Source organism: bacterium (assembly GCA_026398675.1).
In the GTDB taxonomy this organism is placed as follows: Bacteria; RBG-13-66-14; RBG-13-66-14; order RBG-13-66-14; family RBG-13-66-14; genus RBG-13-66-14.
The window spans coordinates 1-3,391 of the sequence record JAPLSK010000223.1 but is presented as its reverse complement, the minus strand read 5'-3'; the positions used below and the strand labels follow the sequence as shown (position 1 = coordinate 3,391).

Genomic DNA, 3,391 nt, shown 5'->3' with positions numbered 1-3,391 from the left:
ACTCGCCCCTACGTCATCGCAACATGCATGTCCCCTCTCCCTTCTAGGGAGAGGCTCGCCTACGGGCCGGGGTGAGGGTCGGAGCTGGGAAGGCATCCGGTCCCCCTCTACCCGGGGGATGAGCCCTCGCCCAGGGGCCGGGTCGAGGGCCGACTTATCGGTTCCTCAATCTGAAGGAAACAAGCGGATGTTGCCGGGAACCGTGAACAGCCCTTCCGACGAGAACCTGCGCGTCTCGGACGGGGAGCCGGGCGACCGCCCCGCCGCCGAGCGGCTCGCCGAACGGCTCGGGAAATGGCTCTTCCGGCACCGCGGGATTCTCCCGGTGCCGTTCATCCTGCTGTTGATTTTGCTGGGCGACCCGCGGCCGTGGAGCTGGGCCGTGGGGCTGCCACTGATTTTTCTGGGCGAGGCGCTGCGCTTCTGGGGGGTGGGTCACGCCGGGGGCGCCACCCGCGCCCGGGACCTCCGCGCCCACGCCCTCTGCACGCGCGGGCCCTTCGCCCACCTGCGCAACCCCCTCTACCTGGGCAACACCCTCATGGCCCTGGGCACCGTGACCGTGGGCGGCGTCTGGTTTCTGATGGCCGTGCAGCCGCTCCTCTACACCGTCTACTACCACTTCATCATCCGCTTCGAGGAGCCCTTCCTCGTCCGGGAGTTCGGGGCGCAGTATGCTTGCTACCGGCGGGCGGTGCGCCGTTTCATCCCGCGCCTCGCGCCCTACCCCGAGCGGAGCGGGAGGGATTTCTCGGCCTCCGACGCCCTCTACAACGAGCGCCGCACCCTCACCGGCCAGGGGGTGATCCTCGTCCTCCTTCTGGTTTTGGGCATAGTCCTGGCGCGGATGGGCGCCGCCGACCTCTGGACCCTTTTCTTCCACTAAGTATGAAGCACCACCACCACCACCCCAAGCCCGAGACCGACGACCACGGCCATGCGCACGACCACCGCGCGGTGAGCCGCATGCGGCTCCGGCTGGCGATAATCATCACCGCGGCCGGCATGGCCCTCGAGGTGGTGGGGGGGTTGATATCGGGTTCCCTGGCCCTTATCTCCGACGCCAGCCACATGTTCACCCACCTCTTCGCCCTCGGGGTGAGCTACCTGGCGCTGGCCTGGTCCGAGCGCCCGGCGACCGGCGAGAAGAGCTTCGGCTACTACCGGGGCGAGATTCTGGCCGCCCTCGTTAACGGTATCACCGTCCTGGCCGTGGTGGCCTTCATCGCCTACGAGGCCGTGACGGCGATAATCACCCCCCACGCGGTGCGGACCACCGAGATGCTCGTCGTGGCCGGGATCGGCCTGGTGGTCAATTTAATCACCGCAATGTTGCTCCTGAAGGCGGGAAAGCACGACCTGAACATCCGGAGCGCCCTCGTTCACCTGGCGGGCGACCTGGGCAGCTCGGTGGCAATAGTCATCGGCGGCGTGGTGATGATCTTCACCGGCTTCTGGCTCCTGGACCCGCTGTTGTCGCTGGGGATAGCCGCGGTGATTGTGATTTGGAGCCGGGGGCTCATCCGGGAGAGCGTGCACATCCTCTTGCAGGGGACCCCGCGGGAGGTGGACATGCCGGCGGTGCGGGAGCTCCTCGCGGGCTATCCCTGCGTGACGGGGGTGGACGACCTCCACGTCTGGTGCGTGACCAGCCGGATGCACGTCTTGACGGCGCAGCTCCGGGTGCCGGGCGCCATGCGGGTCGAGGAGGGCACGGCCCTACGGCGGGACCTCGCCCGCGAGCTTTACGACCGGTTCCAGATAGTCCACGCCACGCTGGAGCTCGTGCCATCGGGTGAGTGCGAGGCGGTTGACTGCGCCCTGTGCCACATGCGGGAGGAATGACGCCGGTACCGCGTATCCCCCCCCTCGCGATGCGCGTCCCCTCTCCCCTCTGGGGAGAGGTACGCCTACGGGCCAGGGTGAGGGGTGCGATGGCGTAGGTCTCCTGACCCGTCCGCGGGCGACCGTGGACGGTCGCCCCTACGGGATATTGTGCGGTTCACGACGTAGGGCGGGGATTCCCATCCCCGCCGCTTTCACGCCCCGACCCTCACCCCCGCCCTCTCCCTGGAAGGGAGAGGGGGTACGCGGCAACCCTCACCCCCATCCCGGCGACCCGACGCTCTGACCGCGACCCATTCCGACCGCGCCCCCGGCCCCCGGGGGCGTCTTTTTTTGCACAACCCGGCGGCGGTCGGGTAAAATAAATCCTCGCAAATCCGAGGAGGCGGCCTTGAACCGTTGGACGATTCCGATACTCACGGCGCTCGCGGCGGCGGCGCTCGCCGGGGAAATGTGCCGGGCGGACTGCGAAAACTGCGGCTACACCGAGGGCGACCTGTGGATCGGCTCCGGCCTCGAGGACCCTTTCAGCGCCTTCGCCCTCTACTGGGCCGGCGACCTGCACCGGGTGGTCTCGGTGGAGTTCGACCTGTCGGTGGAGTTCGGCGGGCTCGTGGGCTACGACTTCGCCCCCGTCCGTCACAGCACGGCGATTTGGGACGTGATAGAGGAGCACTCCGCCGAGTACGAGGAATTCTTCCACTCCTGGTCGCCGCCGGCGGTGATCGAGGGCGACCTGCCCCCGGGGGCGCGGATCGCCTCCGACCGCCCCGTGACCGGCCCGTTCCCCCGAATGCTCCTCGTGGAAGGGGTGTGGGAGAAGGGGAAGGTCTTCCCCTGCCCGGCGTGCGGTGAGCGGACGCTCCGCTTCACCGTGACGGGCGAATGGGACTAAAGGAGGAGCGATGCGCGCGACCGTCGGACTGCTGCTGGTGCTGACATTCGGGGCCCTGGCCGGCGCCGTCCTCGAGGGCGACTGCCCCGCCTGCGGCTATAAAATCGAGGATATCTACTACGGCAGCGGCTTTTACCCCTACTATCGCACCGAGCTCTACTACTCGGCGACCGCGGACGACGTGCTGGTGGTGGGCTTCGATTTCGTCGGGATGCTGGCCGACCGCCTCGGCGTGCCCGCCCCCACCGGCTTCGACGAGAGCAAGGCGTTCATGGACGACCACTACGCGGAGTACGAGGAGCTCTCCGCCGCCTGGACCCCCCCGGAGAACCTCCTGGACCTCGCGGGCCCCGACGGTTTCCTGCCCGCCTGGGTCGAGGTCTCCCCCGAGCTGGATTACGGATATCTGCCCGACGAAATAGGGCTCATAGACGACCCCTACACCGGCACGCACACCTGCCCGCGCTGCGGCGAGCCGACGCTGGAGTTCGAACGGGTCGGCTTCTGGGATTGACGTTCACCTCCACCCGCCCTTACCGCGGTCTCCCTCTCCCTGTGGGAGAGGGGATGGGGGTGAGGGCTTCCGTTGAATAAAACGGCGGGGATTTGCCGGGGGCATAGCTCGCTTCGCTCGGTTAAAATCCCCGCCCT

The 3,391-nt window shown here is 67.9% G+C and carries 4 protein-coding genes; all 4 read left to right on the top strand.

Annotated features, from left to right (window positions below):
- Nucleotides 1-187 precede the first annotated feature (187 nt).
- The 4 genes from NTW26_07205 to NTW26_07190 all read left to right on the top strand — a co-directional run bounded on the left by NTW26_07205 (nt 188) and on the right by NTW26_07190 (nt 3,254).
- The gene (locus tag NTW26_07205; protein MCX7022044.1) at nt 188-886 is read left to right on the top strand and encodes an isoprenylcysteine carboxylmethyltransferase family protein; all 699 of its coding nucleotides are present in this window, start codon (nt 188-190) and stop codon (nt 884-886) included.
- 2 nt (nt 887-888) lie between these two features.
- A complete protein-coding gene (locus tag NTW26_07200) occupies nt 889-1,845 on the top strand; it encodes a cation diffusion facilitator family transporter (protein MCX7022043.1) in 957 nt (318 codons plus the stop codon).
- Nucleotides 1,846-2,236: 391 nt separating this feature from the next.
- A complete protein-coding gene (locus NTW26_07195; GenBank protein MCX7022042.1) occupies nt 2,237-2,740 on the top strand; it encodes a hypothetical protein in 504 nt (167 codons plus the stop codon).
- 10 nt (nt 2,741-2,750) lie between these two features.
- Nucleotides 2,751-3,254 (top strand): hypothetical protein, encoded by a 504-nt coding sequence (locus tag NTW26_07190; GenBank protein ID MCX7022041.1) that lies wholly within the window; start codon nt 2,751-2,753, stop codon nt 3,252-3,254.
- Nucleotides 3,255-3,391 lie beyond the last annotated feature (137 nt).

What these genes read in the sequence shown, in the direction of transcription:
- NTW26_07190 (MCX7022041.1), top strand. Translation starts at nt 2,751, where the DNA reads ATGCGCGCGACCGTCGGACTGCTGCTGGTGCTGACATTCGGGGCCCTG.
- NTW26_07205 (MCX7022044.1), top strand. Translation starts at nt 188, where the DNA reads ATGTTGCCGGGAACCGTGAACAGCCCTTCCGACGAGAACCTGCGCGTC.
- NTW26_07200 (MCX7022043.1), top strand. Translation starts at nt 889, where the DNA reads ATGAAGCACCACCACCACCACCCCAAGCCCGAGACCGACGACCACGGC.